Raw genomic sequence first — 25,519 nt, forward strand, 5'->3', positions numbered from 1 at the left:
GAACTACTACAATCCAGTCGTTCATGCCGACGGAAACAGCCGGGGCACGTGGCTACGCCGTAGCTCCAAGCGGCAAGCCGTTCGGGATCATCGAGGCCAGGGCGGTGGCTCTGGCCTCGATGATCCTCATTCGCGCCTGGTACTCGGCCGGTTCACGGTGCGCGGCCTGGCTGGTGACCTGGCCGGGCCACTTGCGGTAGAGCAGGCCGTACTCCCGGGTGAAGTAGCCCTCGCTGACCGCGTTGGCGGCGAGCAGAAGGCCGGTGTCCTCCGAGGCGGGCAGGGCCATCCAGCCGCCCAGGGCGAAGACGAGATCCCGCCGCAGGCACAGGGTCGCCGGGTGCACGGATGCGCGGTACTCGTTGGCTTGCCAGAACGACAGGACCGCGCCGCGGGCGATCACCCCGCCGGCCGGGTCCTTGTCCCAGCCAGCGGTTGACCCGTCGGGCAGCAGGTCGAGTACCCGCGAGGTGGTCCAGCCGATCTGCGGGTGTGCGGTGAACGCGGCGATGTCCCGGGCGAGCGCGCCGGGGGTCAGCTGGTCGTCGGCGTCCAGGACCTTTATGAGGTCCCCGGACACCCGGGACAAGGCCAAGGTGCGAGCCACACCAGGCCCACCGGGACGGCCGATGCCGAGACTGATCCGAGGATCATCGGGCAGCGCGTCGACCAGGGCGCCGGTCTGCCCGTCCTCCTGGACGAGCCACTGCCAGTCCCACCCGTCGGGCATCTCCTGCTTGAGCAACGACGCGTAAGCGCCAGCGAGGTGCCCGATGCTGGGCGCGTGGACTGGAGTGATGACCGAGACGATCTGCGTCAAGTTTTCCACCGTTGGAGTTTGTGGGAGTACACAAGCTCTGTGCGGTCACCCGGCATCACCGCATCGGCGACCTCGACGACGCGGCCCGTGGTGTCGACCGAGGTCTTCCGCACGGTGAGCACCGAGACGCCCGGGTCGATGTCCAGCAGCTCGGCCTCATCAGGTGACGGCGGCCGGGCCCGAACCACGTCGTCGATCCGGTCCAGCTCGATGCCCAGCGTGTGGAGCTGGTGCTGCGTACCGCCGGGCCATGGTTCTTTGCTCTCGTCGAGCAGGTCCGGGTTCGCAGCCACCAGGTCGTACGGCAGGTAGGAGTACGACAGCGTCAGCGGCGGGTTCTCGTGGCGGGAGGACGTCCAGTAGACCCGGCGCAGCAGCGGCGTACCCGGCTCGACCTGCAAGGCCGCCGCCATCTCCTCGTCCGCGTCGACGCGGGTGTACTCGGCGTGGAACTTGAGGTCGTCGACGGTCAGGCCGGTGTCGTGCTCGATGGCGCCGGTCTTCAACCGCTCAGCCTCGTCGAGCAGGACCCGATCTTTCTCCCACTGGTACCGCTCGGTGTTGCGACGGCGTACCCGCTGGCGGGGTGCCCGCACGTAGGTGCCGCGCCCCTGCTCGGCCCGGACGAGGCCCCATTCCCGAAGCTGCCGGATCGCGTTGCGCACGCTGGTCCGGGACAGGCCGGACGTGTCGGCCAGCTCGGTTTCGCTCGGCATCAGCGTGCCGGGCGCCAGCTCACCGCTCATGATTTTCGCCCGCAACTCCTCCGCGAGTTGCAGGTAGCGTGGGCGCCAGTCCCGGCCATGCACACCGGTCACCGTACCCCCTAGACGTTCCAACGTCTGCCAGGTGGTCCCGCCGGCGGGCCGCTCGGGCACCGCGGGGACCGTTATCCCTGATCGCGGCGACCGGGTACGACGTGGGCCGGCGGTACGAGGTGCGGCCATGCCCTGACGGCTGTTGGTGTTCACCGGTTCTCTCCCTTCCGTCCGCGCCAACTCGCCGGTGCTCGCATCGCCTGCCGCGCCTCGGTCAGTTCCTCGATGAGCCGGGTCAACTGCGCTTCCGACAGGAGCACGGCCTGTGTCGCGCCGTACCGGGTGGTGTCGAGCTTGACGGCCAGGTCCCGGCGTGCGAATCGGTCGATGAGCAGTTGGACGCTGATCCAGCCGGTCCGCTCCCGGCCGATGGTGGCCATGAAGCCGCGGTGCATCGGGTCGTTCGGTCCGCAGCCCCGGCACCACGCCGGGCAACCGGCCGGCGCAGTCGACGCCGCCTGCCGACTCTCGGCCATGACCTCGCCCTCAGTCATCGCCGGCCTCGTGGTCGCCGCGCGCTTGCACCAGCAAAGCGCCCAGCCGCTCGACCAGTTGAGCAGCCTGCGACATGGAAAGCTCGGCCCAGGCGTTCCCGCCGCGGCACGTCGCGTGAACCGCGATCAGGGGCGCCTGGGCGTCGGCACCGATGAGGTAGGTGACGACCGTGCCGCTCGTCCGGGTGTCACCGAATCGGTAGATCGGGCCGCGATGGCGGCGGGCCATGTGCGTCATGAGCGGGGGCACGAGGTGGCCGCAGCGGTCCGGGGTGCACCAGTCCGGGTGGCTCGTGACCGCGGCCGGTTTGCTCGTCCGCCTCATCGCTGCCACCGCCCACCGTTGCCCCGGTAGGACTGCGCCAGCGTCATGAGCGGCGCGTACCGCATCGCGGGCAGTTCGCGCGTCGGCGCGGCAGACCACCAGTACGCCGGCGCGACAGAGTTCGTCGGACGCCGAACCGGCGAAACGCTGCTGCTGGCAGCCCGGGCCGGCTGACGCCTCCGGGACCACCAGGACGAGAACCAGCCGCGCCGACGATGAGAGCCAGACATCGCACCTCCACAGGTAGGCGGGGACCGGTGGCCAGCCACGGGGGAAGGTGGCCGGCCACCGGCCGGATGAAGGCACGGCGCACCGTCCGACGCAGACGGGTCGGGTATCGCCGAGCCAACTTTGTCCGCGCGGCTACCGCAACCGGTCCGACAGGACGCCGCGCGTCAGATGCGGCCAGGGCCGGCATGGCACCACCCCTGATACAAGCCGTCACTCTGGCCGCACACCCGGAAACGTACCTACAAGTGGACGTGTTGTCCATACGCCGAAACGGGTCATCTGGTTGGCACTTGGTAACACAAGTGCCAGGTACGGTGAGCGGGTGCCCACCCCGCACTACGGACAGCCCCGCTATCGCGTCATCGCGGACGAACTGAGGAAACGCATCGAGAGCGGCGCCATCCCGCCCGGAGCCCTCTTGCCAGCCGAAAGCGTGCTCACCGCCGAGTTCCGAGCCAGTCGCGGCACAATCCGGCAGGCCATCGCTGTTCTTCGAGAAAACGGGTTAGCAACCACCGAACACGGTAGAGGCACTTTCGCAAACGTTTACCCCAGCGACGACACTTCGGGCGGCCGACCCAACGGATTAGAAACCAGGCAACGCGAGGTTATTGCCGGTGCGGAGCTTGCAGCTCTGTTCGGCATCGAGGTTGGAACGGCACTAATCGAGCATGAGAGTGTCATGCGGAAGGGAAAACAAGTAGATACGGTTACCCGAGCCTATCGGCTCCGTCCACCTAGTCAAAATGCTGAGCCTTAGGGCGCATGCTCAGACTTCATCGTGTCGCCCACCCGCATCTGCAAATCCTCACGGCAGCCGTGCAAGCAGGGGCCATCCGCCCGTTAGGCGCTTACGCGGATACCTGGAAGCCAACCATGGCGTCTACCAGATCGTTCACGAGCTCTACGCCTGCTCGCCCAGAAACCGCGAACGCGATCTCGTCCAGACTGCTCCTGAAGAGCCTGGCCCGGCGGGGATTGTAAAGACTAATCTCATCCACCGTCTGGTTGGACGCATACTTCATAGCACAATAAATCAGCACCTGGCGCAAATCAGTTCCTCGGAATGGGCGCGCAACCGTCTTGACCTCAATGAGGTGATCCCCATCCGCCATGTCACCAAAAGCCGAACTCACTACCCCGCAGCCAGGAACGGGGTAAAAGTAGACTGGCCCATGCAGCGTTCCCGCAAGCCTCAACAGATTCTGCTGAATCAGCACAACCTCAAGTCTCTCCGACTCGGCTAGCGGGACATCGCCGAACTGACCACGCGGCAGCAGCGATATCAAATCGCTAGCAGCCCGTTCCGCGGCTTCGTCGTGTTCAAAGAGGGGCGCGTCGACTGCAGCGCGACGAAAAGCAGTTTCTGCAATCACGGCGCTCCTGCGGCCGTCGTGATTTAAGCGCACGGGCCTACCAAAAGGTGACTCGTTCTCATTGATCCAGCGAACGACCTGCTCCATCATAGGCGCATGCTGTCGCCAGATAGAGCCTTGAAGCGAGAATCGGCGAACGGAAATCATACGGGGATCATCCATCCAGGGCTGTTAAAACGATCAGCCGCCCATTTTTGGACAATATCATCGAAAGACCCAACCTCGGGCTTATTCGAGCGCCGCCAATGGCTTCCTTCATCGCCTAACGCATAGCTCGCAACTCTAAACGCCCGCTTAACCCAGGCGTGATCCGTGCCGAAGGAATGCTTCCTCTCACTGAGCCAATACCTTACGTTCCACCTCGCCAGTGCAAGCACAATATCACGCTGAATGTTGGGTGCGGACTTCATCCCATATCCATGGAACGAACTATAGGTTCGGATTAACATCCTTTCATTAAGGCTGTTCCGTCCAGCAGCGAGCACCCTGACGATATAGGCAAGGTTGAGGTCGTTCTTCGCGATGTAATGCTCCGCCTCTACCAGCCCTCTCACCGTCGCCTGAATCTCATCCACCGCGTCTCGATCGTCGATGTCATCGATACACTGACGAACGGCAAGCATAACCTGAGGGATGATAGGGGCAAGCGTCTCTACATTCTCCAAAAGCGATATGATCGCTTGGATCCGGCTTTCCTCATCCATATACCTCAAGGCGCCAACCAGCTTCCTCGTCAGGCTAACATGGATGCGGCCCTTCGTTATCTCGTCTCGCAGCAAGCTCAATACATCGAACTCGGATATCTGGGCCATCATGCGTTCGTAGTCGTCGACGGCAGTCGTAGAGTACGGGTCGAAGTGCAGCCGGAGTCCGAGGAATTTGCCAGCGCTGGCAGAATCCCCCTGCTGCTGCGACTCCATGATGAGTTGATACTCCGCCGACGTCATAATCCGCGTTTTGGCCTTCTGAAGGGAAAACCCCTCGTTTCTCATCAACTTCTCGGAAAGCATTCCGATGCATCGGTGGGCTGACTGCAAATCGTTGACGAAGAAGCGATAGTCGTCTGCATATCGGCAGAACTGTCCCGCATGAGCCTCAGCCAGCAGCAGCCTATCTACCTGATTAAGGACCAATTCCGACAGCAATCTCGCCGCATTCCCCCCGACCGGAAGCCCATAGGAGGTTCCGCCACTTAGCTTGGTGAGTATCGAGATGATCTGCTTAGAGCGTTCCTTGCTCGGATCGTCGATATCCCGTAAGGCGTTCTCAAGTCGGTGGTGGTAGATCCGGGAGTAGAAGTCGGCAATATCTACGCTGACGACATATGCGTGCCTAAGGGCTAGCTCATTGCATCTATCTTGGAACGACTTCCACCCGTCCAGCTTGAACATGCCTAGGCTGGGATCAGGCTCGTAGCGGTAGGAGAAAACTGTCTGCTCCTCAGGGCTGATCCGCGAGTCCTCGATGGCAGGAGCGAGTGACTCTACCACTCCGAGGAGGTAGGCGTTCCAGAGGGGATCTATTTGGGTGGTCCACCTGTAGCCGGCGTAGCCTACTGGAGCCAAAGATGAATGGCTGGTAATGGGCGAACGCGCCAAACTTCCCTGGAAATCCGCGGCTATACCCTCCAAAAGATCAACGATTGATTCTCGACAGTCATGGAAGACGTGGTTTTCGAAAGGAAACGGGAAGACATCCGTATCGCCTTTAGTGGCAACGTTCGCAACAGCTCGCGCAAGGGCCACGCGCTCAATCAGGGGCATTAGAACCTCGAATATCTTTCCCGTCGGACCGACCAAGATAACCCGAGCCCCACGGGAATATCAAGTGGATATCCGGCAAGCGCAAGGCTTCCCGGGTTCCTTTTGGGAGCTTCGCCTGATAGATCTGTTACGTCCAATAGTCGAGTGACGCCACCTATAATCTTTTGTGGATCCAGCAGCAGCGAGATTCAGTTACCAAAGGCGCCACACCAGGCAGATGACCATGCCCGAACCCCATCCTCTGGACTGCCGAATTGCTCTAGTCATGATCAAGGCACCGCGCTTCGCGCGGTGCAGGGGCGGTGAGCCCGGCCGGCGGCAAGCCGCCCCGGCCGCCTCCGGCGCCGGGGCGGTCAGCCACCGACAGCCGCCGGGTACCCGCCCCGCCCTGACCGAGAGAAGGCCGCGATCACGCCAGGCGGTACGGAAGCCGAACGGGTCGGCCTGGTCGCGGCTCGGGGCTTCCGGCTGCCGCGCCAGTCCAACCCCGGGACTGGCTTGCCCCCGGCCTGTCTCCCGCAGCCACCGCGGGCCGCCAGGCAAGCCTCTCAGCCGGCCCGTACGCCCGCGCCAGGCAGCCACCCACCCCGATCCTGGGCAGCGAGCACCAGGCCGTCAGAAGCATGATCGACCCGCCCACGATCTGCCCACAGCGAGTCGTAGAGGACTGGACCCAGCCGGACTCGGCGAGATCAACGACAACGGCCCCCGATCAGCATTCCTGCTGGTCAGGGGCCGTTCTCGCACCTGGTGGCGGGTAGAGGATTCGAACCTCTGTAGCTTTCGCGACGGATTTACAGTCCGCTCCCATTGGCCGCTCGGGCAACCCGCCAGGGCGTCGCCGCCTCGGCGTACCGCGGCAGCGGAGCCAAGGATAGCGGCTGCTCCCCGGCCCCGCGCAACCGGGTACCGTCAGAGGGTCGTACCGCTGGTCAGTGGACGACGCGTACGTGCAGACCGCCGGACAGCAGGAGCATGAGTATGGCAGCGAACCCGTCGTTCGACATCGTGAGCAAGGTCGACCGCCAGGAGGTCGACAACGCCCTCCGCCAGGCGGAGAAGGAGCTCGCGACGCGGTTCGACTTCCGGGGGACCGGCGCGGAGATCTCCTGGTCGGGCGAGGAGGCGATCAGCCTCCAGGCGGAGACCGAGGAGCGGGTCCGGGCCGCCCTGGACGTCTTCAAGGAGAAGCTGGTCAAGCGGAACATCTCGCTCAAGTCGCTGGACGCCGGTGACGCCCGTCCCTCGGGCAAGGTGTTCAAGATCGATGCCAAGGTGATCCAGGGCATCGACTCGGACAAGGCCAAGGCGATCAGCAAGAAGATCCGTGAGGAGGGGCCGAAGGGCGTCCAGGCCCAGATCCAGGGCGACCAGCTCCGGGTCACGGGCAAGAAGAAGGACGACCTCCAGGCCGTCATCGCCCTGCTGAAGGGCGAGGACTTCGGCGTCGCCCTTCAGTTCACCAACTACAGGTAGGGCGGCCTGGGCCGGCCCGCTCAGCGGGCTGGCCACGCCTTGTTACCTGGGCATACGTCGTCACCAGTGGTCGTCGTTGGTTGCTCGCGATCGGCCTCCGACGGCCTGGTGACGGCCTGGGCGTGGCCCTCGTCGACCCCTTGCCCCCCAGCCAACGATCCGAGCAAGCCGACCTGCGATAACAAGCGGCCACGCTGGCGCTTCCGTCCACCGTGGTCCATCGGCGTCCTGCCTTGTTCGTCACGGTCGTCACTCAGTTAGTCACTCGGGCACCTGGGCGACGGGATGTGCTGCAAGGCAGACCTCGCACCGGACGATCGCAGGCGGTATCGGTTTGGCCCATGAATCGCGTGCCGTGAACGCTTGGCTCTCGGCCGGGATGCAGCCCGGCCGCCGGGCCAACTGTCCCGCATGGGCACGCATCCGCCCGCTGCCCTCGAAGTAGAGGTTGCTGTAGTCATCGCGAATCGGCCCATGATCGTGGGTGCGTGCTACCAAGGGATCGACGACCTCAAACCAGGTGACCAGACAACCAGAGTCAACGAGCGGACGCGCCCCTTCATCGTCGGGCTCCATGCGGCGGTGACCTCCCTGGCGTGAAAGACCCACCACTGACCATACGCAGTCGGCAGCGACAATCATGCTGACCGCTTCGGTGTGAACTCTCGGCGGAGCGGTCTGATCAGGTGTCGTCCGAGGCGAACCGGCCTGCTGCGGGCCGTCTCGGTCCGGTGCGGTTGCCACCGTTGCTGTACTCCGCTGCTGTACTGCTGGCGTCAGCTCCTCACCGCAGCCAGCCCAGGAAGCGGCGATGCAGGGCGCCGGCGGGCGCCCACGTCAGATCCTCTGCGGCGCGGGCGAACTGCGCGCCCATGTACAACGCGAGGGACATCGGCGCATCCGCGTACTCCGCTTGCAGTTCCTGCCGGCGGGTCCGGCAGGGCCAGGGCGCGCCGCAGCCGCCGCAGCTCCAGATCGGCAGCACCGGGCCATGGGTGGTCACGCCCGCACCCCAAGGTAGCGCGCCATGATCGTCCGGGCCTGCCGGCTGGTCGCCCACTCCACCTGCCAACACGGGTACGGCACCAGCCGCGACCACCACGCTCGGCAGCCGACGCACATCCCGTCGAGCCCTCGGAACTGTACGGCGAGGATCGCCCGCTCTTGGTCGTCGTTCACCTGGCCTCCCCGTCCGGCCAGTGGCCACGGTTGATCGGGATCCGGTGCCGGGCACGGCAGGGCAGGTCGGCACCGCAGCGGCAGACCCGGCGCCACCTTCGCCAGCACCACACCGGCCGGTGCCGCCGGGCGAGGGTCAGAGCGACCGCCAAGACGTACTCGTCGTACGAGACACGCCGCACCGGGCTCCCTACCGTGTCATCGGAGCTGGCCATCTCGGCGTTCTCGGAAACTGGTGCCGCGACGCCGGAGCCAAATGGGCTGGTCATGCTGCCTCCCGCCGGTTCCCGAACGGTGCCGTGGGTGCCCGGTCGATCGTGATTCGGAGCTGGGCACCCACGGCAGGGCACCCGGCCGCCAAGCTGGGTAGCCCCACGAGCAACTTAGGACGCAATGTGCGCAGAGTCAACAGCTCATGACACATGGCGTTGTAGGTGGGGCCTGACCTGTGATCTGCTTGGACCAGCCGCCAAGCTGGGAGCACCACCAATGTCTGAAGCTGCCTACCTGCAAGTTGCTCGGGACATCCGCGAGCAGATCAGCTCCGGCCACCTGAAGCCGGGCGACAAACTGCCGTCCTTCGCCGCCCTGTGCGAGCACTACAAGGTCAGCAACACCGTCATCCGAGCCGCAATGCTTCTACTCAAAGCCGAGAGGCTCATCGACGGCCGGCAGGGTAAGGGCGTGTACGTCTCGGACCCGCTCCCCGAGTAGGAGCAGCAGAGCAGCCCGACCACAGCAGGCCCGGCCTTCCAGCACGAGCGACACCGGGCCTGATGCCTCGATCTCGCGCTTGTAAGTCCTGGGCGCTCTGTCCGGTATCGTCCGCGCACGTCTCTGACGTCGGGCGTTGATCCGCCGCCGGCTGGCTTCGGCTCACGCTGTTCTGCCCTGTTGCTGTCACCGTTGCTGTCGACAGCAACAGGGCCGACCGCTTCGGTGTGAACGCGGTCGCGGGCCACCGTTGGATGTCCTCGGATGCCGTTCTGCCTTGTACGGGCTGCTCTCCTGCCCTGTGTCGTCTGCTATCGGTCGATGCTGTTGCTCTCGCTGTCTCCTGGCTGCCTCAATCCGCCGTCTGCCGGTTGGCGTTGCGCAGGCGCCGGACACCACCGCGCAACAGCCAACCGCCGCCGTAGCACAGTGGGAATGCCAACCAGGACGGCCGCCATGACCAGCTCTTCGTCCACGAGTACAGTCCAATGCCGAATCCAGCGGCAGCCGCCAACGCGCCCGCCACTGCCAGTAGGAGATGAGCGAGACGCCGCCGACGCATGCCGGCAGTAGACCACGATCCCGCAAGGCCGGCCCAGAGACAGCCCAGGCACCGTCAGTTTGGAAGGTGCCTTGACTTCCAGACAAATCGTTGCAGCGACGCTGGTAGTGAAGTCTGTCGCAGGCTTAGGCCGTGATGGGCCGGGCTGGTAGAGGCCGTTGCTGACCCTTGTTGACCGTCTCGGCGGGCACGCAACGGGCACGGTGTCGACTTGTCACGCCCCAGTTCACCAACTACCGCTGGGACGCGCTCAGCGCGAGAAGATCAGGTACAGGACCAGGGTCACCAGCGCGCTGATCAGGATCGAGCCGAGGCAGCCGACACGGTTCGAGAAGAAGACGAACATGCCCGCCCGCGTACCCGTCGCAAGCGGCCCGCAATCAGGCCACGACGGCCGGCGAACACCGGTTCCGCCAGCCCGGTCGCCGCCGTCAGGCGGCGACGGTCTGCTCGACGCGTACCGCCGCGGTCTCCGCCCGGGCGATCGGCCCAGCGGGGAGCGCGGCGACCACGGCCCCGACGGCGACCGCCGCGCCGGCGAACAGGAACGCCCACGGCACCCCGCCCGCGTGGTCCACGATCAGCCCGGCGACCGCGCCGCCCGCGGCGCTGGCGGCCACGGACATCGTCACCACCCAGGTGTACGCCTCGTTCAGCATCCCGGCCGGGGCGATCCGCCCGACCAGGGTGTTCTCCAGGGTCAGCGCGGGCGCGATGGTGGCCCCGCCGACGACCAGCGCGACGCCGAGCGCCGCCGGGGCGGGCATCACCGCGAAGACGGCGAAGCTGGCGGCCACCGCGGCGAGCAGCCAGGCGAACTGCCGGGTCATGTTCGCGGCCGGCTTGCGGACGCCGAACCAGAGGCCGCCGACGGCACTGCCGATCCCCCAGACCGCCAGGAGCACGCCGGCGAGACTCTCCGGATCCCCGGTGGGTTGGTTTCCGGCGAACGCGGGCACGGTGACCCCGGCGGCGCCGAACGCGATTCCGATGCACGCGACGCAGAGCAGCAGGGCCGGGAAGCCGCCCGCACGAAGCGGGCCGAGGCCCCTGGCGTCGTGTTCGCGCGGGTGTGGCCGCCAGCCGCGCATGGCCCGGCCGAGCGCGACGGCGGTGGTGCCGACCAGGGTGACCACGGCAGAGCCGACCAGGGCCGCCGTCGCGTCGGCGAACAGGACGAAACCGGCCACCAGCAGCGGGCCGAGCACGAAGACGACCTCGAACAGGGAGGTTTCCGCCGCGAGGGCGGTGTTGCGCAGGTGGTACCGGTCGGAGGCGGGGCCGGTGAGGTCGTTCCAGGCGCCCCGGATCGCGGCGGTGAGCGGCGGGTACGTGGCGCCGGCGACCGCGGCGGCGAGGTAGGTCAGGGCGAGGCCGCCGGCGCCGGAGCGGCTCGCCCAGAGCAGCCCGAACAGGGCCAGCGGGTGGGCGACGGCGGTGGCCAGCAGCACCGGGGAGGGGCCGACCCGGTCGGCGATCCGACCGGCGACGGGGCTGAGGGCGGCACCGGCGAGGGCGTAGAGGCCGCCCGCGACCGCCGCGAGGGAGTACCGCCCCGTCACCTCCTCCACCAGGAGCAGCAGCGCCAGCGACGTCATGCCGATCCCGAGCCGGCCGACGATGCCGAGGACCAACAGCATCGGGGCGCCGGGAATCCGCCACACGCCCAGATACTGGCGCAGTGCGGCCACGGTGAACCTCCACGGGATGTAATGAGCGCGGGACGTTTCGACCCTAACGCCACCCCTCGTGCCCCGTGAACCGGTTATGGCGGGTGTCCCGTGGCGTACACGACGATCCGCGTACACGCCGATCCGCCCTTGTCCGGCGGACCGGGCACGGGCGGATCGGCGATCGGGTGGGTCAGCGCTGGAACTGCACGGGGCCGGCGCTGGCGGCCATCCGCTCCAGCCGGGCGACCCGCTCCTCCATCCGCGGGTGGGTGGAGAACATGGCGGCGATGCCGCCGCCCCGCCGGAACGGGTTGTCGATCATCAGGTGGGCGGTGCTGGTGAGCTGTCCCTGCGGGGCCAGCGGGCGTGCCTGCGTGCCGAGGTGGATCTTCCGCAGGGCGCTGGCCAGGGCCAGCGGGTCGCGGGTGAGCCGGGCGCCCGACTCGTCGGCCTGGAACTCCCGGCTGCGGCTGATCGCCAGCTGGATGATCGTGGCTGCGATCGGGCCGAGGATCAGCGTGAGCAGCAGCACCGCCGGGTTCGGCCCGTCCTCGTCGTCGGAGCTGCTCAGCGGGATGAACCAGGCGATGTTCGCCAGCATGGTGATGATGCCGGCGAGACCGGCCGCCACGCTGGAGATGAGGATGTCGCGGTTGTAGACGTGCGACAGTTCGTGCCCGATCACCCCGCGCAGCTCGCGGTAGTCGAGGATCTGGGTGATGCCCTGGGTCACGCAGACCGCCGCGTTGCGCGGGTTCCGGCCCGTGGCGAACGCGTTGGGCTGCGAGGTGGGGCTGACGTACAGGCGGGGCATGGGCTGCCGCGCCTCGGTGGCCAGCTCGCGGACCATCCGGTACAGCTCGGGGAACTGCGCCTCGCTGACCGGTTGCGCCCCCATGGAGCGCAGCGCGAGCTTGTCGGAGTAGAAGTAGGTGACGCCGTTCATCAGCAACGAGGCGACGACGGCGATGACGAGTCCGCCGCTCCCGCCGAACCAGTAGCCGACCGCGAGGATCAGCGAGGTCAACAGGCCGAGCAGCGCTGCGGTCTTGAGACGGTTGTGATGCACGATCGCTCCTTCGGTGCGCGGACCGCGCCGGGTCCGCCGACCGGTTCAACACACCGGTACCCGTCAACCATCCGGCTCATGGCTGGGAAATGCCTGGCAGCGGCTGTGAGTTGGCTGAACGCCCGGGCGGGCCCGACGCTGCCTCGCAGACCCAGGCGCCCCGGCCCGCCGGGCGTCAGCGCCGCCCAGGTCGAGCACCGGGCCGGGCGTCAGCGGCCGGCCAGGTCGAGTACCAGTTGCGGGGCGAGGCCCACCGCGACGGCGACCACCGTGGCGACGGCGAGCGTGACGGCGACCGCGCGGGCGGGCGGCCGCTGGCCGGCCCGGTCGCCGCCGGGCGCGGGCGCGTCGGCGGCTGGGGCGTACAGGAGGGCGGCCAGCCGCAGGTAGTAGGCCAGGCCGAGCACGGCGTTGACCGCCACCACCAGGGCGAGCCAGCCCGCTCCCCCGTCGAGCAGGGCCCGCACCACGGTCACCTTGGCGAACAGCCCGGCCAGCCCCGGCGGGAGGCCGGCGAGGCCGGTCAGGGCCAGCGCGAACGCCGCGCCCACCCAGGGCCGCCGCCGGGCCGCGCCGCGGAGGTCGTCGAGGGTGCCGCCGTCGGCGTCCGCCGGCCGCAACGCCACCACCGCGGCGAAGGCTGCCAGCTCCAGCAGTACGAAGAAGGCGGCGTACGCGACGGCGGCGGCGTACGCGGCCGCGCGGGCGTCCCCGGCCCGCCCGGCGGCCATCGCCAGCGCGCCGAGCGGGGCCAGGATGTAGCCGGCCTGGGCCACCGACGACCAGGCGAGCAGCCGGACCGTCCGGCGCTGGCGCAGCGCGACCAGGTTGCCGACGGTCATCGTCAGCACGGCGACCAGGGCCAGCACCGGGCCGGTCGTGGCCGGCGGAAGGGCGTGCTCGACCACAGCGAGCAGGGCGACCACCCCGCCGAGCTTCGAGGCGGTGGACAGGTACGCGGCCACGGGCAGCGGCGCGCCGTCGTACGTGGCGGGGGCCCAGGCGTGGAAGGGCACGGCGGCCACCTTGAACGCCAGCCCGAGCAGCACCAGCGCGACGGCGGCGGTGGTCAGCGGCACGTCCAGCAGCGCCGGCCGCTCGGTCAGCGCCGCGCCGACCCGGCCCAGGTGCAGGCCGCCCGTGACCGCGTAGAGCAGCGCCGCGCCGAGCAGGGTGAGGGCGGTGGCGACCACGCTCACCACGAAGAAGGTGACGGCGGCCTCGGCGCTGGCCAGGCTGCCCCGGCGCAGGCCGACCAGCACGTACAGCGGCAGGGTCAGCGTCTCCAGCGCCACGATCAGGGTGATCAGGTCCCCGGCCGCGCCGAGCACCACCCCGCCGGTCATGGAGCAGGCGAGCAGGAAGCAGTACTCCCCCACCGGCGTCCGGCCGGCCCGCAGCAGCGGCCCGGACAGCGCGAGCACGCCGAGCGTGAGTAGCGCGAACAGCGCCCCGACAAGGGCCGCCCGGCCGCCGAAGACGTACGAGCAGTCGCCGCCGACGCAGAACGTGCTGCGCCCGTCGCCCGCGCCCACCCAGGCGGCGCCGGCCGCCGTGGCGACCGCGCCGGCGGCCGCCACCGCCACCGTCGCGGCGGCCCGGGCCACCAGCAGGTCGGCCAGCAGCACCAGGACCGCCGTGCCGGCGGCCAGGTACGCCGGAAGCAGCGCCACGTTGTCGACGCTCTGCACGAGGCTCATCGGTTCCCCATGGTTTCAGTTGACCCGCTCACCGGGCCACCTGCGCTCGCGACTGCGGGGCTCCGCTCCGCTGCACTCCTCGCGCTCACCGGACCACCTCTACCAAGGCGGCCACCGGGCCGGACGCCACGCCGAGCACCAGGGTCGGGGCGAGCCCGACGGCGAGGGCGAGCAGCACCAGCGGGGCCCACGCGGTCAGTTCCGCGCCGGCGAGGCCGGGCGCGAGCCGGCCGACCGCCGGGCTGGGCCGGCCGTGGGTGATCCGGCGCAGCAGCCGCAGGAAGTACGCGGCGGTCAGCGCGCCGCCGACCGCGGCCAGCACGCCGAGGACGGTCCAGAACGCGCCGCCCCGCTCGACCGCGGCGACCACCGCGAACGCCTCGCCCCAGAACCCGGCGAGCCCGGGCAGGCCGAGCGAGGCGACGGCGGCGAAGCCGAGCAGCCCGGCGAGCCGGGGCGCGGTCTCCCGCAGCCCGGACAGCTCGGCCAGCGACCCGGTGCCCGTCCTGTCCTTCACGGCCCCGGCCAGGAAGAACAGCAGCCCGGTGATCACCCCGTGGGCGATGTTGCCGATCAACGCGGCCTCGACGCCGGTGGCGGTGAGCGTGGCCACCCCGAGCAGCACGAATCCCATGTGCCCGACGCTGGAGTATGCGATGAGCCGCTTCAGCTCGTCCTGGGCCAGGCAGACCAGGGCGCCGACGAGGACGGCGGCGACGGCGAGCACCCCGAGCACGGGGGCGGCCCAGCGGGCGCCCTCCGGGGCCACCCCGACCGCCACCCGGATCAGGCCGTACGTGCCCATCTTGAGCAGCACGCCGGCGAGCACCACGCTGCCGACGGTGGGCGCCTGGGTGTGCGCGTCGGGCAGCCAGGAGTGCAGTGGCCACAGCGGGCTCTTCACCGCGAACGCCAGCCCGAGCAGGGTGAACGCGGCGAGCTGCGTGCCCCGGGACAGGCCGGCCCCGCCGGTCAGGGCGACGATGTCGGCGGTGCCGGCGGCGGCCACCACCACGTACACGCCGACCAGCAGCAACACCGAGCCGAACAGCGTGTAGAGGACGAACTTCCGGGCCGCCCGCCGCCGGTCGGCGCCGCCCCAGCCGGCGATGATCGCGTACATCGGCAGCAGGACGACCTCGAAGAAGAGGAAGAACAGCACCAGGTCGAGGGCGAGGAACGTGCCGAGGATGCCGACCTCGACCACCAGCAGCAGCGCCACCAGCGCCCGGCCGCTGCCGCCGTCGGGCACCTTCCACAGCGTGTACGCGCAGCAGAGCAGCGTGAGCAGGGCCGTCAGCACCACCAGCGGGTACGAGATGCCGTCGACCCCGACGTGGAAGCGCAGGTCGAGGCCGGGTACCCAGGGCAGGTCGAGCTGGTGCCAGGGCCGCACCGCCGGCGGGGGCCCGTACGTCGTCCAGCCCCGGTCGCCGGCGGCCAGGGCCAGGGCGGCCAGCAGGGTGAGGGCGGCGACCACGGTGCCGACCAGGCGGGCCGCCCGGTCCCGGGGCACCGCCGCGACCACGGCCGCGCCGGCCGCCGGCAGCGCCGGCACGGCGACGAGCAGTACCTGTCCGAACGTCATGTCACCAGCCTCCGAGCAGCACGGCGGCGAGCCCGATCAGCAGCGCGCCGGCCAGCACCCCGGCCGCCGCCCGGGGCAGCGCGGCCCGGTGCAGCCCGGCCAGGGCCCCGCCGAGGCCCCGGGCGGCGCGCCCGCTGCCCTCCACGGCCCCGTCGACGACCCGCTCGTCCCCGGCGCGCACGACGCGGGCCAGGGCGGTCACCGGGCGTACCACCAGGGCGCGCTGGACGTCGTCGAACCGGAACCCGGCGGCGAACACCGGCCCCAGCGCGCCCAGCGCGGCCGCCGGGTCGGCGGCCTGGTCCCGGCGCCAACCCGCCCAGGCCAGGGCGGCGCCGGCGGCCAGCAGGGCCAGCGGCAGCAGCACCCCCGGGCCGAGGTGGGCGAGGTCGTGCCCGAACCCGGTCAGCTCCCCCTCGGTGGCGGGGGCGAGGAGCCGGTCGGTGAACGGGGGCAGGAACGCGGCCAGGCCGAGCAGCGCCGCGGGGACGGCCAGCAGCAGCACCGGCCAGCGCATCGGTGCGGGCGGGTCGTGCGGACGGACCAGCGGCATCCGGGGCTCGCCGAGGAAGGCGCGCAGCAGGAGCCGGGCGGCGTACCAGGCGGTGACGGCGACGCCGAGCAGCCCGGCCAGCCAGACCAGCCAGGCCACCCACGCGGCGGCCGGGCCGGCCCCGTCCAGGGCGGCGGCCCCGGCGGCGGCGAGCACGCCGTCCTTGCTCCAGAAGCCGGACAGCGGGGGCACGCCGGCCAGCGCGCCGAGGCCGACCACGGTGGCCCAGAAGGTCACCGGCATGGCCGTACGCAGCCCGCCCATCCGGGACATCAGCGTGGTGCCGACGGCGTGGATCACCGCCCCGGCGGCGAGGAACAGCAGCGCCTTGAACGCGGCGTGGCTGAGCAGGTGGAACAGGGCGGCGGTCGGCGCGCCGACGGCGAGCGCACCGGTCATGTACCCGATCTGGGAGACCGTCGACCAGGCGAGCACCCGCTTGATGTCGTCCTGGGCGGTGGCGGCGAACGCGCCGAGCAGCAGGGTGACCGCGGCCATCACCCCGAGCACGGCGAGTGCCGCCGGGGCCCGCTCGAAGAGCGGGAAGAGCCGGGCGACCGCGTACACGCCGGCGGCGACCATGGTGGCGGCGTGGATCAGCGCCGAGACGGGGGTCGGGCCGGCCATCGCGTCCGGGAGCCAGGTGTGCAGCGGGAACTGGGCGCTCTTGCCGGCCACCCCGGCGAGCAGCAGCAGGCACGCGGCGGTGAGCGTGCCGGTGGCGTGGTCGTGGGCGAGCACGTCGGCGATCCGGAAGCTGCCCGCCGAGACGCCGAGCAGGGCGATGCCGAGCAGGAAGCCGACGTCGCCGACGCGGGTGACCAGGAACGCCTTCAGCGCGGCGGCCGGCGCCTCGGGCAGCCGGCGGTCGTGGGCGATGAGCAGGTACGAGCAGAGGCCCATCACCTCCCAGCCGACCAGCAGCATGATCAGGTCCCCGGCGACCACGACCAGCAGCATCGCGGCGGTGAACAGGCTGATCTGCGCCGCGTAGGGGGGATAGCGGTGGTCGACCTCGACGTCGTCGTGCGGGCCGCGCCGCAGGTAGGCGACCGAGTAGACCTGCACCGCGAGGGCGACCGCGGCCACCGCCACGGCGACCAGCGCGGCGGCGCCGTCGAGGCGGACGCCGAGGGTCACCCGCAGCCCGCCCAGCTCCACCCAGGTGGTCGAGGTCTCCACCGGGTGGTCGACGAGGGCGAGCAGGGCTACCGCGACCAGCAGCGCGCCGGCCGCGCCGGCCACGCCGAGCGCGACCGCGGCCCGCCGGGCGCGGTCCCGCCGACGGCGGCGCCGCGCGGGGACGGCGGCAGCAACAGCCCGGTCAGGCCCACCACCAGGGGTACGACGGGCAGCAGCGGCCCGAGCACGCCGGTCACCGGGCCACCTCCCCGCCGGCCGCGCCCGCCCGGGTCTCCTCGGGGCGCTCGTCGACCGCCGGCTCGGTCAGCGGCACCTCGTCGACGGCGACGCTGGCCCGCAGCCGGTAGAGCTGGAGCACGATCGCCAGCCCGACGCCGATCTCGGCGGCGGCGAGGACGATCACGAAGAGGGCGAAGACCTGGCCGGCGTGGGGCAGCTGCGCCCGGACGGTCGTGTCGGCGGTGACCAGGACCAGGTTGACCGCGTTGAGCATCAGCTCGACGGCCATCAGGACGAGCACCGCGTTGCGGCGGCGCAGCACGCCGTAGACGCCGAGGCCGAACAGCAGGGCGGCGGTGACGTACGGGATGACGGGTCTCACCGCGACCGCCCGTCCTGCCCGGCGTGGCGGCCGATGTCGGGCCGGGAGAGCACGATCGCCCCGACGAGGGCGGCCAGCAGCAGCACCGACAGCACCTCGAACGGCAGCACCCAGGACCCGAAGACCTGCTCGCCGAGGCGCTCGGCGGTGCCCGGCTCGGGCAGCGCGACCCGGTACCAGCCGAACGCGTCGACCATCAGCCCGGTCAGCCCCAGCCCGACCCCGCCGCCGATCAGGGCGGCCGGCCAGCCCGGACGGTCCAGGTCGTCGGACGCGCCGATCGGGGCCCGGGTCAGCATCACCGCGAACAGCAGCAGCACCACCACGGCGCCCACGTAGATCAGCACCTGGACCCAGGCCACCAGCTCGGCGGTGAGCACCAGGTAGATCCCGGCCAGCGCGCCGAGGCAGACCACCAGGTACAGGCCGGCGCGGACCAGGTGCCGCGTGGTGACCACCAGCGTCCCCGCGCCGACGGCCACCGCGCCGAGGGCGAGCAGGAGCACGTCCGCCCCGGTCATGACGCCGGGCCCCGGTCCGGGGCGGCGCCGGGCTCCGGGCGTACCCGGGAAGGGGCCGGACGCGCGGCGGGGCCCGCGGCCTTGCGGGCGGCGGTGGTCTCCTCCTTCGAGGGTTCGCCGTGCGGGTCGTGGGCCGGCGGCGGCGGGACGGTGCCCATCCACTCCCCGAGGTGGTCCTTGTCGTGCAGCAGGTCCCGGATGTCGTACTCGGCGTACTCGAACTCCGGCGACCAGTACAGCGCGTCGAAGGGGCACACCTCGACGCAGATGCCGCAGTACATGCAGAGCGAGAAGTCGATGTCGAACCGGTCGAGCACGTTGCGCTGGCGGGGGCGGGCGGCGCCGGGCACCGCCACCTCCTCCTTGTGCGAGTCGATGTAGATGCACCAGTCCGGGCACTCGCGGGCGCAGAGCATGCAGACCGTGCAGTTCTCCTCCAGCAGCGCGATGACGCCGCGGGAGCGGGGTGGCAGCGCGGGGGCGACGTCCGGGTACTGCTGGGTGGTGGCGCGGCGGGTCATCGTCCGCAGCGTGACCGCCAGCCCCTTCACCAGCCCCTGGCCCGGGACACTCCGCTCACTCGCGGGTGTCGCCTCGCTGCGCTCACTCATGCCGCCCATCCTGCCCTGTGGCCCCGGCGCGCGCGACCACCACCCGGCGGCGGGCGCGTGGGGCCTCCGGGCTCAGGCCGGCGGCAGCAGCTCGACGCCGAGCTGCTGGAGGAGCTGGAACAGCTCGTTACAGCTCCACGAGGGGCGGCGGGCCGGCCGCGCGGCGGAGGATCGGCCAAGATGGAGCGGGAGACCTCGGGCGGACGCAGGGAGGCGACGTGGGCGACGAGGCAGGCGCGACGACCGGTGGCAAGTACGTCGAGCCGGGCGGGGAGTTCACGCGCGACCAGCGGTACATCGCCACGCGGATCACCGCGGACGGGCGGGACGGCTGGCCGGTCGAGCCCGGCCGGTATCGGCTGGCAGTCAGCCGCGCCTGCCCCTGGGCCAGCCGCCTGATCATCGTGCGCCGGCTGCTCGGCCTGGAGGACGCCCTCTCGATGGCCGTCGCCGGCCCCACCCACGACGCCCGGAGCTGGACGTTCGACCTGGACCCGGGCGGGCGGGACCCGGTGCTCGGCATCGAGCGGCTGGGTGCGGCGTACCACGCGCGCTTCCCCGGGTACGACCGGGGCATCACGGTGCCGGCGATCGTGGACGTGCCGAGCGGGCAGGTGGTCACCAACGACTACGGTCCGATGAGCCTGGACCTGTCGAGCGAGTGGACGGCGTACCACCGGCCGGGGGCGCCCGAGCTGTACCCGGAGCGGCTGCGTGACGAGATCGACGAGGTCAACGCCCTGGTTTTCAGGGACGTCAACAACGGCGTCTACCGGTGCGGGTTCGCCGGCAGCCAGGAGGCGTACGAGCAGGCGTACCACCGGCTGTTCGACCGGCTGGACTGGCTCAGTGAGCGGCTGTCCGGCCGGCGGTACCTGGTCGGCGACACGATCACCGAGGCGGACGTGCGGCTGTTCACCACGCTGGTCCGCTTCGACCCGGTCTACCACGGGCACTTCAAGTGCAACCGGAACAAGCTGACCGAGTTGCCGGTGCTCTGGGCGTACGCCCGGGACCTGTTCCAGACCCCCGGCTTCGGCGACACGGTCGACTTCGACCACATCAAGCGGCACTACTACGAGGTGCACCGGGACATCAATCCGACCGGGGTGGTGCCGCTCGGCCCGGACCTGTCGGGCTGGCTCACCCCGCACGGCCGTGAGGCGCTCGGCGGCCGCCCGTTCGGCGACGGCACGCCGCCCCCGCCGCCCCCGCCCGCCGAACGGCTGGACCCCGCACACACCCCGCTGGGCTGAGGGTCCCGCCCACATCAATCGACACACTCCGCTGGTTATTGCTTTATTCAATCGAAGCTGATCGAATTATGGGGATCCGTGCCGCCGGTCCCCGGGGGGCCGCCGCCGGACACCACAGTCCACAGTGGAGGAGGTGCTACCTTGCGGAAGTCAGGTGGCAGGACCGTACGCCTCGGCGTACTGGCCGGCGTGATCGCCGGTGCGCTCGTCACCACCGTCGGGGCCCCGTCAGCGGCCTCGACCGCGGCGGGGCCGGGCCGGCCCGCGCCCGCGCCGTTGCGGGCGGGTGGGCCGGAGACCGCGCCGGACCGGTACCTCGTGGTGCTCTCCGACACCCCGGCCGGCGCCGACCGCGCCGCACGGACCGCGCGGGCGGCCAGCATCGCCGAACAGGCCGGCGGCACCGTGCTGACCCGCTACGCGCGGGTCCTCGACGGGTACGCCGCCCACCTGCCCCCGGCCGCCCTCGCCGCGGTCCGCGCCGATCCCGCCGTGGCGTACGTCGAGCGGGACAGCCGCGTCCGGGGCGGCGGCGACGTGTCGACGCAGGCCACGCAGGTCAACCCGCCGTCGTGGGGGTTGGACCGCATCGACCAGCGCAACCTGCCGCTGAACAGCACCTTCGGATACACCACGACCGGTGCCGGCGTCACCGTCTACGTGGTCGACTCCGGCATCCGGGCCAGCCACGTCGACTTCGGCGGGCGCGCCAGCGGGGTCTACGACGCGGTCGGCGACGGCAACGGCACCAACGACTGCCACGGTCACGGTACGCACGTCGCCGGCACCGTCGGCGGCGCGACGTACGGCGTCGCCAAGGCCGTGACCATCAGGGCGGTGCGGGTGCTCATGTGCGACAACACCGGCTGGACGTCCGACCTGATCGAGGGCATGGACTGGATCGCCGTCAACCACGCCCCCGTCTCGGTGGCAAAATTCAGCCTCCAGGGCTACGGCACCGCCCCCAACACCGCCGCGCAGAACCTGATCAACTCGGGCGTGCAGGCGGTCTTCATCGCCGGCAACTTCAACACCGACGCCTGCACGAACGGCCCACGCTCCGCCCAGGGCATCACCGTCGCCGCGACCGACAGCGCGGACAACCGGGCGTCGTTCTCCAGCTACGGTACGTGCGTCGACGTCTTCGCCCCCGGCGTGAACATCACCTCCGCCGGCATCGCCTCGAACACCGCGGTCGCCTCCGGCTGGTCGGGCACCTCCATGGCCGCCCCGCACGTCACCGGCTGGCTGGCGCGCTACCGGCAGCAGTTCCCGAACAACACGATGGCGCAGGCCAAGAGCGCGTTGATCACCGCCGCCACCACCGGCGTGGTGAAGAACCCGGGCCCCGGCTCGCCGAACCGCCTGCTCTACGCCGCCCCGTGACCGAGCCGCCCGGCCGACCGAGCCGGGCCAGGAGGGGCCCCCGACCGGGGGCCCCTCCTCACATCGCCACGCGGACGGCGGCCGTGAGGACGAGCTGGCCGAGGGAGAGCGGGACGAGGACCAGCCAGCAGAGGCGCTGGAGCTGGTCCTCGCGCAGCCGGGGATACGCCACCCGGAGCCAGATGATCACGAACGCGACGGCGAAGACCTTGAGCAGGGTCCACAGCCAGCCGAGCTGCGCGTCCGCGAACGGGCCCTGCCAGCCGCCGAGGAAGAGCACGGTGGTCAGCGCCGCGATGACCACGATGCCGACGTACTCGGCGAGCAGGAAGAACGCGAAGCGCAGGCCCGTGTACTCGGTCATGTACCCGAACACCAGCTCGGAGTCGGCGACCGGCATGTCGAACGGGGGCCGCCGGATCTCGGCCAGCCCGGCGACGAAGAACACGACCATCGCGGGCGCCTGCCAGAGCAGCCACCAGGGCTCCCACGCCTCGACGATGCCGGGGAGACTCAGCGTGCCGGCCGCCATCGCCACCGACGCGGCGGCCAGCACCAGCGGCAGCTCGTAGCCGAGCAGCTGGGCCGCCCCGCGCAGCCCGCCGAGCAGGCTGTACTTGTTGGCCGACGCCCAGGCGGACATGAGCACCGCCACCACGCCCACCCCGACGACCGCGAGGACGAAGAACAGCCCGATGTCCAGCGGCTGCCCGACCAGGTCGCCGGGCCCGAGCGGGATCACCAGCAGGGCGAGCAGGTACGGGACCAGGGCCACCACGGGGGCGAGCCGGAAGACGGCGCGGTCCGCCTCGCGCGGGGTGACGTCCTCCTTCTGCACGAACTTGAGCCCGTCGGCGACGAGCTGCGCCCAGCCGTGGAAGCCGCCCGCGTACATCGGGCCGAGCCGGCCCTGCATGTGCGCCATCACCTTGTGCTCGGTCTGCCCCACGATCAGCGGCAGGGTGAGGAAGGCGACCAGCACCCCGGCCACCCGGAGGACCAGTTCCAACCAGGCGGGCATCAGGGCGTACCTCCGGTGTCGTCGTCCGACGGGGTCGCCAGCCCGGGCGCGCCGGGCGGCCGCCGGACGGGGCGGTCCCGGGCCGGGCGGGCCGGGGTGCCACCGCGCGGACCCTCGCCGACCCCGGCCGCGCCGGCCGGCGTGGGCGTCGCGCCCCACTCGCCGGGCGCGGGCACGCCGGGCGGGCGGATCGGGCGGCGGCCGCCGCCGGCCTCGGACTCGCCCGGCTCCTTGGCGCCCGGCCACGGCTTGGCCACCCGGGAGGCGAGCACGAACTCCTTGCGCAGCGGATGCCCCTCGAACTCCGGCGGCAGCAGCAGCGGCGCCAGGTTCGGGTGGCCGTCGAAGCGGACGCCGAACATCTCGTACGTCTCCCGCTCGTGCCAGGCGGCACCGGGGAAGACGTCCACCACCGAGGGCACGCTCGGCGCCTCCCGGGGCACCCGGGTGCGCAGCAGCACCCCGTGCCGGTGGCCCGTCGACCACAGGTGGGCGACCACGTCGAACCCGTCGGCCAGCTCGTCCACCGCCGACAGCCAGTCGAAGAAGTCACAGGCCAGCTCGGCGTCGTCGCGCGCAGCGCGCAGCGCGTCCCGCCAGGCGCCCGGGGGTACGTCGACCGTCGCGCGGGCGTACGCCTGGCCGCCCGAGCACCCCACGGTCACCGCGTCCTCGGCCAACCCGGCCGTTCGCGTCAGCACCGTCCGCGCCCGCTCGGCGACCTCTTCCGGCGTCATGCCCGCGATCCTACGGGTCGACCCGTCCGACGGCCGGTGTCAGGACGACGGACAGCTGACGCGCTGGAACAGGACGCCGGTGTTGGCCTGGCCCCGCCACACCGGATTCAGCTTCAACGGGAGGGCGGGGGGCTGCCACGCCACGAAGAAGTCCAGCCTCCCCCGGTAGCGCCGGCTCTCCGGGTTGGTCGTCAGTTCGCCGTTGAGGAAGTCGCCGACGACACGCTGCACGGACGGGCGGTGGATCAACTGCCCGTGGAGGCCGTACACCTCGATCAGCCGACCAGGCGAAGCGCCGGTAGGCCGCGCCACCAGTCGGCCACGACGCCGCCGCGCGCCAGCATCGGTGCCAGGATCAGCACGGGCACGAGTTCCAGGAACAGGAACCAGGCCAGCGCGAACCGGGAGGCGGCCACCGCGACCGCCGCCCAGGGCAGAAGGACCACGGCGACGAAAACGGCGAACAGCAGGCTGCGCCCGACGAGCCGGCGCAGCGGCGGCCGGGGAACATCCCCGGGCCAGGCGAGCGCGACGCACCCGGTGCAGAGCAGCCCGCGTACGACGACCGCGGCGACCAGTTCCGCCGCGAAGCTGAACCAACTGTCGTGGTAGACCAGCACCCAACGCAGGTCGTGGAACATGCCGAACGGCCAGGCGGCGCTGGACTGGGGCGCGATGGACCGGGTCCGTAGGAAGTGGCCGGGTACCCGCCTCTTCGCCGAGCATGCAGCCGCCGATCGACCGGCCGCACGGGCGTGGCGGTTTCGGCCCGGCGACGGCACCGGCCGGGGAAGAATTGGCCGGTGCGCGCTGTCACCGTCACACCCGGTAACCCGAAGTCGCTGCGCTGCGCCGCGGACTGGCCGGAGCCGGCCACGGACGAGGGCGCGGTCCTGGTCGAGGCGCTCGCGGTGGGCATCTGCGGCACCGACCACGAGATCATCGCCGGGCACTACGGCGAGGCCCCGCCGGGGGTGAAGGACCTGGTGCTGGGCCACGAGTCGCTGGGCCGGGTGCTGGAGGATCCCAGCGGCACCCTGCAACCGGGCGACCTGGTGGCGGGCATCGTCCGGCACCCCGATCCCGTGCCCTGCCCGAACTGCGCCGTCGGCGAGTGGGACATGTGCCGCAACGGGCGGTACACCGAGCACGGCATCAAGGCGCTGCCCGGCTTCGCCCGGGACCGCTGGCGGGTGCAGCCCCAGTTCGCTGTCGGCCTCGACCCGGCGCTGGCCCGGGTCGGCATGCTGCTCGAACCGACCAGCGTGGTGGCCAAGGCGTGGGACCACATCGAGCGGATCGGGAACCGGGCGGAGTGGCAGCCGCAGACGGTGCTGGTGACCGGGGCGGGCCCGATCGGCCTGCTGGCCGCGCTGCTGGCCGTCCAGCGGGGGCTGGCCGTGCACGTCCTCGACCGGGCCACCTCGGGGCCGAAGCCGGACCTGGTCCGGGCGCTCGGCGCGACGTACCACGCGGTACCGGTCAACGAGCTGGACTTCGAGCCGGACGTGGTGGTGGAGTGCACGGGCGCGCCGGTGGTGGTGCTGGACGTGATGTGCAAGGCGGGCATCAACGGCATCGTCTGCCTGACCGGGGTCTCCAGCGGCGGCCGGAAGATCGACTTCGACGCCGGCTCGCTCAACCGGGCCCTGGTGCTGGAGAACAACGTGGTCTTCGGCTCGGTGAACGCCAACCGCCGGCACTGGGACATGGCCGCCGAGGCCCTGGCCCGGGCCGACCGGTCGTGGCTGGAGTCGCTGATCACCCGACGCGTGCCGGTGGGGGCGTACGCCGAGGCGTACACCCCCCAGCCGGACGACATCAAGGTGGTGCTCGACTTCGCCGCGTGAGCCGACGGGCGGTGGCCCGCGGCAGCGCGGCGGGCGGCGGAGCGGCCCGGGC

26 protein-coding genes, 1 tRNA gene and 2 pseudogenes are annotated in these 25,519 nt (G+C 70.9%); 7 read left to right on the forward strand and 22 right to left on the reverse strand.

The window, feature by feature from the left end; all coding sequences use genetic code 11:
- Window positions 1-52: 52 nt before the first annotated feature.
- The 4 genes from JD77_RS07935 to JD77_RS07950 form a co-directional block, all read right to left on the reverse strand.
- Window positions 53-829, reverse strand: a complete 777-nt coding sequence (locus JD77_RS07935; protein ID WP_246140565.1) for a glycosyltransferase family 2 protein — start codon at window positions 827-829, stop codon at window positions 53-55.
- Complete coding sequence (locus JD77_RS07940) at window positions 817-1,698, reverse strand: GntR family transcriptional regulator (RefSeq protein ID WP_246140566.1); 882 nt, start codon at window positions 1,696-1,698, stop codon at window positions 817-819. The genes JD77_RS07935 and JD77_RS07940 overlap by 13 nt, the downstream gene beginning before the upstream one ends.
- A gap of 89 nt (window positions 1,699-1,787) precedes the next feature.
- Complete coding sequence (locus JD77_RS07945; protein ID WP_246140567.1) at window positions 1,788-2,132, reverse strand: precorrin-4 C11-methyltransferase; 345 nt, start codon at window positions 2,130-2,132, stop codon at window positions 1,788-1,790.
- Entirely contained in the window at window positions 2,125-2,370 is a 246-nt protein-coding gene (locus JD77_RS07950) for a hypothetical protein (RefSeq protein ID WP_246140568.1), read from the reverse strand. Before JD77_RS07950 ends, JD77_RS07945 begins: the two co-directional genes overlap by 8 nt.
- Window positions 2,371-2,502: 132 nt before the next feature.
- Here JD77_RS07950 and JD77_RS34670 point away from each other — a divergent pair, with 132 nt between their 5' ends.
- Both JD77_RS34670 and JD77_RS31945 read left to right on the forward strand, forming a co-directional pair.
- Complete coding sequence (locus JD77_RS34670) at window positions 2,503-2,631, forward strand: hypothetical protein (protein ID WP_281292088.1); 129 nt, start codon at window positions 2,503-2,505, stop codon at window positions 2,629-2,631.
- 379 nt (window positions 2,632-3,010) lie between these two features.
- Complete coding sequence (locus JD77_RS31945) at window positions 3,011-3,448, forward strand: GntR family transcriptional regulator (RefSeq protein WP_170286394.1); 438 nt, start codon at window positions 3,011-3,013, stop codon at window positions 3,446-3,448.
- Window positions 3,449-3,539: 91 nt separating this feature from the next.
- Here the strand turns inward: JD77_RS31945 and JD77_RS07960 are convergent, their stop codons facing one another.
- The 3 genes from JD77_RS07960 to JD77_RS07970 all read right to left on the reverse strand — a co-directional run bounded on the left by JD77_RS07960 (window position 3,540) and on the right by JD77_RS07970 (window position 6,659).
- On the reverse strand, window positions 3,540-4,154 hold the full coding sequence (locus JD77_RS07960; RefSeq protein ID WP_145773704.1) for a hypothetical protein: 615 nt from the start codon (window positions 4,152-4,154) through the stop codon (window positions 3,540-3,542).
- 53 nt (window positions 4,155-4,207) lie between these two features.
- Complete coding sequence (locus JD77_RS07965) at window positions 4,208-5,863, reverse strand: RNA-directed DNA polymerase (RefSeq protein WP_145773705.1); 1,656 nt, start codon at window positions 5,861-5,863, stop codon at window positions 4,208-4,210.
- A 712-nt stretch (window positions 5,864-6,575) separates the two neighbouring features.
- Window positions 6,576-6,659, reverse strand: a tRNA-Tyr gene (locus tag JD77_RS07970).
- Window positions 6,660-6,808: 149 nt separating this feature from the next.
- On the opposite strand from JD77_RS07970, the gene JD77_RS07975 reads away from it, so the two are divergent.
- Window positions 6,809-7,303 (forward strand): YajQ family cyclic di-GMP-binding protein, encoded by a 495-nt coding sequence (locus JD77_RS07975; protein ID WP_145777470.1) that lies wholly within the window; start codon window positions 6,809-6,811, stop codon window positions 7,301-7,303.
- 261 nt (window positions 7,304-7,564) lie between these two features.
- Here JD77_RS07975 and JD77_RS07980 read toward each other — a convergent pair whose 3' ends face one another.
- The 3 genes and pseudogenes from JD77_RS07980 to JD77_RS35065 form a co-directional block, all read right to left on the reverse strand.
- Entirely contained in the window at window positions 7,565-7,879 is a 315-nt protein-coding gene (locus tag JD77_RS07980; RefSeq protein WP_145773706.1) for a hypothetical protein, read from the reverse strand.
- A gap of 208 nt (window positions 7,880-8,087) precedes the next feature.
- Complete coding sequence (locus JD77_RS07985) at window positions 8,088-8,306, reverse strand: hypothetical protein (protein WP_145773707.1); 219 nt, start codon at window positions 8,304-8,306, stop codon at window positions 8,088-8,090.
- Window positions 8,303-8,650 (reverse strand): annotated as a pseudogene (locus tag JD77_RS35065) (hypothetical protein); the annotation flags it as partial. The gene JD77_RS07985 and the pseudogene JD77_RS35065, both read right to left, overlap by 4 nt.
- 321 nt (window positions 8,651-8,971) lie before the next feature.
- Between JD77_RS35065 and JD77_RS07995 the strand changes: the two are divergent.
- Window positions 8,972-9,196 carry a winged helix-turn-helix domain-containing protein gene (locus tag JD77_RS07995; RefSeq protein ID WP_145773709.1) on the forward strand — a complete coding sequence of 75 codons (225 nt, stop codon included), beginning with the start codon at window positions 8,972-8,974 and terminating at the stop codon, window positions 9,194-9,196.
- Between the two features lie 993 nt (window positions 9,197-10,189).
- On the opposite strand, the gene JD77_RS08000 is transcribed toward JD77_RS07995, so the two are convergent.
- From JD77_RS08000 to JD77_RS08035, 8 genes and pseudogenes are all read right to left on the reverse strand, one after another.
- Window positions 10,190-11,449: an MFS transporter gene (locus JD77_RS08000; protein WP_145773710.1), complete on the reverse strand. Its 1,260-nt coding sequence runs from the start codon at window positions 11,447-11,449 to the stop codon at window positions 10,190-10,192.
- A 172-nt stretch (window positions 11,450-11,621) separates the two neighbouring features.
- Window positions 11,622-12,500 (reverse strand): zinc metalloprotease HtpX, encoded by an 879-nt coding sequence (gene htpX, locus JD77_RS08005; protein WP_145773711.1) that lies wholly within the window; start codon window positions 12,498-12,500, stop codon window positions 11,622-11,624.
- Window positions 12,501-12,709: 209 nt separating this feature from the next.
- Complete coding sequence (locus tag JD77_RS08010; protein ID WP_145773712.1) at window positions 12,710-14,200, reverse strand: NADH-quinone oxidoreductase subunit N; 1,491 nt, start codon at window positions 14,198-14,200, stop codon at window positions 12,710-12,712.
- Window positions 14,201-14,285: 85 nt separating this feature from the next.
- Window positions 14,286-15,788, reverse strand: coding sequence for a complex I subunit 4 family protein (locus JD77_RS08015; RefSeq protein WP_145773713.1), 1,503 nt, complete (start codon window positions 15,786-15,788; stop codon window positions 14,286-14,288).
- A gap of 1 nt (window position 15,789) precedes the next feature.
- Window positions 15,790-17,720 (reverse strand): annotated as a pseudogene (locus JD77_RS08020) (NADH-quinone oxidoreductase subunit 5 family protein).
- Window positions 17,717-18,085: an NADH-quinone oxidoreductase subunit NuoK gene (nuoK, locus tag JD77_RS08025; protein WP_145773714.1), complete on the reverse strand. Its 369-nt coding sequence runs from the start codon at window positions 18,083-18,085 to the stop codon at window positions 17,717-17,719. The pseudogene JD77_RS08020 and the gene nuoK overlap by 4 nt, the downstream one beginning before the upstream one ends.
- Window positions 18,082-18,606: an NADH-quinone oxidoreductase subunit J family protein gene (locus JD77_RS08030; protein WP_145773715.1), complete on the reverse strand. Its 525-nt coding sequence runs from the start codon at window positions 18,604-18,606 to the stop codon at window positions 18,082-18,084. Before JD77_RS08030 ends, nuoK begins: the two co-directional genes overlap by 4 nt.
- Window positions 18,603-19,226, reverse strand: coding sequence for a NuoI/complex I 23 kDa subunit family protein (locus tag JD77_RS08035; RefSeq protein ID WP_145773716.1), 624 nt, complete (start codon window positions 19,224-19,226; stop codon window positions 18,603-18,605). The genes JD77_RS08030 and JD77_RS08035 overlap by 4 nt, the downstream gene beginning before the upstream one ends.
- A 209-nt stretch (window positions 19,227-19,435) precedes the next feature.
- Here JD77_RS08035 and JD77_RS08040 point away from each other — a divergent pair, with 209 nt between their 5' ends.
- Together JD77_RS08040 and JD77_RS08045 are read left to right on the forward strand one after the other, a co-directional pair.
- Window positions 19,436-20,473: a glutathione S-transferase family protein gene (locus JD77_RS08040; protein ID WP_145773717.1), complete on the forward strand. Its 1,038-nt coding sequence runs from the start codon at window positions 19,436-19,438 to the stop codon at window positions 20,471-20,473.
- 141 nt (window positions 20,474-20,614) lie between these two features.
- Window positions 20,615-21,859 (forward strand): S8 family peptidase, encoded by a 1,245-nt coding sequence (locus JD77_RS08045; protein WP_145773718.1) that lies wholly within the window; start codon window positions 20,615-20,617, stop codon window positions 21,857-21,859.
- Between the two features lie 58 nt (window positions 21,860-21,917).
- Here JD77_RS08045 and nuoH read toward each other — a convergent pair whose 3' ends face one another.
- Genes nuoH through JD77_RS08065 form a run of 4 tightly spaced genes read right to left on the reverse strand, consistent with a single transcriptional unit; the run spans window position 21,918 to window position 24,258 of the window.
- Entirely contained in the window at window positions 21,918-22,880 is a 963-nt protein-coding gene (gene nuoH / locus JD77_RS08050; RefSeq protein ID WP_145773719.1) for an NADH-quinone oxidoreductase subunit NuoH, read from the reverse strand.
- Window positions 22,880-23,617, reverse strand: a complete 738-nt coding sequence (locus JD77_RS08055; RefSeq protein WP_145773720.1) for an NADH-quinone oxidoreductase subunit C — start codon at window positions 23,615-23,617, stop codon at window positions 22,880-22,882. Before JD77_RS08055 ends, nuoH begins: the two co-directional genes overlap by 1 nt.
- Window positions 23,618-23,656: 39 nt before the next feature.
- Window positions 23,657-23,848: a hypothetical protein gene (locus JD77_RS08060; protein WP_145773721.1), complete on the reverse strand. Its 192-nt coding sequence runs from the start codon at window positions 23,846-23,848 to the stop codon at window positions 23,657-23,659.
- Window positions 23,849-23,892: 44 nt separating this feature from the next.
- Complete coding sequence (locus tag JD77_RS08065; RefSeq protein WP_145773722.1) at window positions 23,893-24,258, reverse strand: hypothetical protein; 366 nt, start codon at window positions 24,256-24,258, stop codon at window positions 23,893-23,895.
- Window positions 24,259-24,420: 162 nt separating this feature from the next.
- Here JD77_RS08065 and JD77_RS08070 point away from each other — a divergent pair, with 162 nt between their 5' ends.
- Complete coding sequence (locus JD77_RS08070) at window positions 24,421-25,467, forward strand: glucose 1-dehydrogenase (RefSeq protein WP_145773723.1); 1,047 nt, start codon at window positions 24,421-24,423, stop codon at window positions 25,465-25,467.
- The last annotated feature ends 52 nt before the right edge of the window (window positions 25,468-25,519 follow it).

This window comes from Micromonospora olivasterospora (assembly GCF_007830265.1).
GTDB classification, from domain to species: domain Bacteria; phylum Actinomycetota; class Actinomycetes; order Mycobacteriales; family Micromonosporaceae; genus Micromonospora; species Micromonospora olivasterospora.

Bases quoted from the DNA above. Each gene is read 5' to 3' on its own strand.
- JD77_RS08055 (WP_145773720.1), bottom strand. From the start codon at position 23,617: ATGACGCCGGAAGAGGTCGCCGAGCGGGCGCGGACGGTGCTGACGCGA.
- JD77_RS07975 (WP_145777470.1), top strand. From the start codon at position 6,809: ATGGCAGCGAACCCGTCGTTCGACATCGTGAGCAAGGTCGACCGCCAG.
- JD77_RS07980 (WP_145773706.1), bottom strand. From the start codon at position 7,879: ATGGAGCCCGACGATGAAGGGGCGCGTCCGCTCGTTGACTCTGGTTGT.
- JD77_RS08015 (WP_145773713.1), bottom strand. From the start codon at position 15,788: ATGACGTTCGGACAGGTACTGCTCGTCGCCGTGCCGGCGCTGCCGGCG.
- JD77_RS08030 (WP_145773715.1), bottom strand. From the start codon at position 18,606: ATGACCGGGGCGGACGTGCTCCTGCTCGCCCTCGGCGCGGTGGCCGTC.
- JD77_RS07945 (WP_246140567.1), bottom strand. From the start codon at position 2,132: ATGACTGAGGGCGAGGTCATGGCCGAGAGTCGGCAGGCGGCGTCGACT.
- JD77_RS08010 (WP_145773712.1), bottom strand. From the start codon at position 14,200: ATGAGCCTCGTGCAGAGCGTCGACAACGTGGCGCTGCTTCCGGCGTAC.
- nuoH (WP_145773719.1), bottom strand. From the start codon at position 22,880: ATGCCCGCCTGGTTGGAACTGGTCCTCCGGGTGGCCGGGGTGCTGGTC.
- JD77_RS07960 (WP_145773704.1), bottom strand. From the start codon at position 4,154: ATGATGGAGCAGGTCGTTCGCTGGATCAATGAGAACGAGTCACCTTTT.
- JD77_RS07950 (WP_246140568.1), bottom strand. From the start codon at position 2,370: ATGACGCACATGGCCCGCCGCCATCGCGGCCCGATCTACCGATTCGGT.
- JD77_RS07995 (WP_145773709.1), top strand. From the start codon at position 8,972: ATGTCTGAAGCTGCCTACCTGCAAGTTGCTCGGGACATCCGCGAGCAG.
- JD77_RS34670 (WP_281292088.1), top strand. From the start codon at position 2,503: ATGAGCGGCGCGTACCGCATCGCGGGCAGTTCGCGCGTCGGCGCGGCA.
- JD77_RS08035 (WP_145773716.1), bottom strand. From the start codon at position 19,226: ATGGGCGGCATGAGTGAGCGCAGCGAGGCGACACCCGCGAGTGAGCGG.
- JD77_RS08065 (WP_145773722.1), bottom strand. From the start codon at position 24,258: ATGTTCCACGACCTGCGTTGGGTGCTGGTCTACCACGACAGTTGGTTC.